The sequence below is a fragment of the Treponema sp. genome (assembly GCF_045657965.1).
Lineage (GTDB): Bacteria > Spirochaetota > Spirochaetia > Treponematales > Treponemataceae > Treponema_D.
In genome coordinates this window covers 1-2,877 of record NZ_JAZOUG010000004.1, presented here as the reverse complement: position 1 = coordinate 2,877, position 2,877 = coordinate 1, and the positions used below count along the sequence as shown (strand labels likewise).

Genomic DNA, 2,877 nt, shown 5'->3' with positions numbered 1-2,877 from the left:
CATTCGACCTGATTAAATTCGATATGAGTTTTATGAGGCAGTTTAACGAAAAAAATAAAGGCAAAGTTATTCTGGCAGAACTCATGAAAATGCCATTTTCAATCGGCGCCGACACTGTTTGCGAAGGTGTTGAAACTGAAGAGCAGATTCAGTTCCTGCGTGAAATAGGCTGTTCAAAAATTCAGGGGTTTTACTACGGCAAGCCTATCCCGTTCACAGAAGTACTCAGTAAAATTAACGATCCTAATTCACTCGGTTTTGAAAATCCGGAAGAAACGCAATATTTCGAAACAATCGGCAGGGTAAACCTTCATGATCTTGCTGTCATTACCTATGAAAACGAACAGGATTTCAACAATATCTTCAACATGATACCTATGGCAATTCTGGAAGTTTCAAAGGATGTTGTACGCTTTGTGCGGACTAACCAGTCATACAGAAATTTCTTCAAACGTTTTTTCGGGGTAGCAGTTACAGACAAAGAAGTTCCTATTTCACTGGTATTACAGAGCGGCGGCTCATCATTTATGCGCGTAGTTCAGAAAGTCGCAGAAGACGGCAAACGCACATTTGTAGATGAATCTTTACCTGATGGCTCAATAGCAAACTATTTTATCCGTAAGCTTTCTGAAAACCCTGTAACAAAAAAAGTTTCTGTTGCTGTAGGCGTACTTATGATTATGGATGCCGATCAGGGCACAACATACGCAAATATTGCCAAGGCACTTTCTGCCGATTATTTCAGGCTGTTCTATGTAAACACAGAAACTGACCAGTTTACAGAATATTCTTCCATTGCAGGTGAAGAACTTCTTTCAACAGAACGGCACGGTGAAAAATGTTTTGAAACGGAGTTTAAAGCAATTTTAAAAATCATTTATCCTGAAGATCTGGAAAATTTCAAAACAGTCTTTACAAAAGAAAATATCATTAACGAACTTAACGAAAACGGTAAATTCTCGTTAAGTTTCCGCATGGTAAAAGAAGGCGTACCTGTATACATCAATATGAAGATAATGCAGATGAATAAAACCAACATCATTATCGCATTAAGCAACATAGATGCTCAGGTAAAACAGAAAAATCTTCTCGAAAAAGCAAAGCAGGACGAAACTATTTTCAACCGTCTCATGGCACTTTCCGGAGATTTTGTCTGTATGTATATCGTTAACCCGAAAACTGAAGAATTTACAGAATATAATGCTTCAAAAGACTATGAAAAACTCGGAATTGAAAAACAGGGTAAAGATTTTTTTGCACTTTCCCGCAAAAATGCAGAAAAAAGTTTTATTCCTGAAGATGTAAAAAAATTTCAAAACGATTTCGTAAAAGAAAAGATTCTTAAAGAAATCGAAGAAAACGGTATTTTCGCCCGAAAATACAAACTTATAATAGCAGGCGAAGTCAAGCAGTCAAGTACAAGAGCTGCCCTCGTCAAAGAAAACGGCGAAGACAAGCTCATTGTCGGAATCAGAATCTGATTACTTTGCTGCCTTAAATCCTTCTTCCAAATCAGCGATGATATCATCAACATGCTCTGTACCGATTGAAAGGCGGATTGTGCTCTGTGAGATTCCCTGGTCAGCAAGCTCAGCATCAGAAAGCTGTGAATGTGTTGTTGTAGCCGGATGAATTACGAGCGATTTTACGTCAGCGACATTTGCAAGCAGGCTGAAAATCTTAAGGTTGTCGATAAACTTCCATGCAGCATCCTTTCCGCCCTTAATTTCGAACGTGAAGATTGAAGCACCGCCGTTCGGGAAGTATTTCTCATAAAGGGCGTGGTCAGGATGATCCTTAAGAGAAGGATGATTTACTTTCTGAACCTGCGGATGTTTACTAAGGAATTCAACGACTTTCTTTGTGTTTTCAACATGGCGTTCAAGACGGAGTGAGAGTGTCTCAACCCCCTGCAGAAGAAGGAATGCATTGAACGGACTGATTGCAGCCCCCTGGTCGCGGAGCAGAATAGCACGGATGTAAGTTACAAAAGCAGCAGGTCCTACAGCATCAGCAAATGAAATGCCGTGGTAGCTCGGATTAGGTGCAGCTATCGGAGCATATTTGCCGCTCTTCTTCCAGTCAAATTTTCCTGAATCAACGATAATGCCGCCTAAAGTTGTACCGTGTCCGCCAAGGAACTTTGTAGCAGAATGAACAACAATGTCTGCACCATGTTCAATCGGACGGATAAGATAAGGAGTTCCGAAAGTGTTGTCGATTACAAGAGGAAGTCCGTGTTTGTGAGCGATTTCTGCGATTTTATCGATGTCAGGAATGTCTGAGTTCGGGTTTCCGAGTGTTTCAAGATAAATTGCCTTTGTGTTTTCTTTGATTGCGCCTTCAACTTCAGCCAGGTTATGAGCATCAACAAAAGTTGTTTCAACACCGAATCCGCTCAAAGTATGTGAAAGAAGGTTATATGTACCGCCGTAAATTGTCTTCTGCGCTACAATGTGGTCACCTTTCTGGGCAAGTGCTTCAATTGTGTATGTGATGGCAGCCGCTCCTGAAGCAACTGCCAGAGCTGCAACACCGCCTTCAAGGGCAGCAACTCGTTTTTCAAGAACATCCTGTGTTGAGTTTGTCAAACGACCGTAAATGTTTCCGGCATCAGCAAGACCAAAACGGTCAGCTGCGTGCTTAGAGTTGTGGAATACATATGATGTTGTCTGATAGATAGGAACTGCACGTGAATCTGTTGCAGGATCAGCCTGTTCCTGTCCAACGTGTAACTGTAATGTTTCGAATTTGTAATTTGCCATAATTTTAATTCTCCTGTATTTATCTATTCCTACTATCCTAGTAGGTAACTACAATATATTTTTTTTTACCTACTATGTCAATATGTTATTAAACTTTTTTTTAATTTTTTTT

At 40.1% G+C, this 2,877-nt stretch carries 2 protein-coding genes; one reads left to right on the top strand and one right to left on the bottom strand.

Annotation, left to right across the window (positions count from 1 at the left end; translation table 11 throughout):
- Window positions 1-1,481, top strand: a 1,481-nt coding sequence (locus ACKI5B_RS00095) for an EAL domain-containing protein (protein WP_407424917.1), incomplete at its 5' end; no start/stop codon positions are given.
- Here the strand turns inward: ACKI5B_RS00095 and ACKI5B_RS00090 are convergent.
- The gene (locus tag ACKI5B_RS00090; protein WP_407424916.1) at window positions 1,482-2,765 is read right to left on the bottom strand and encodes an O-acetylhomoserine aminocarboxypropyltransferase/cysteine synthase family protein; all 1,284 of its coding nucleotides are present in this window, start codon (window positions 2,763-2,765) and stop codon (window positions 1,482-1,484) included.
- Between the last annotated feature and the right edge of the window lie 112 nt (window positions 2,766-2,877).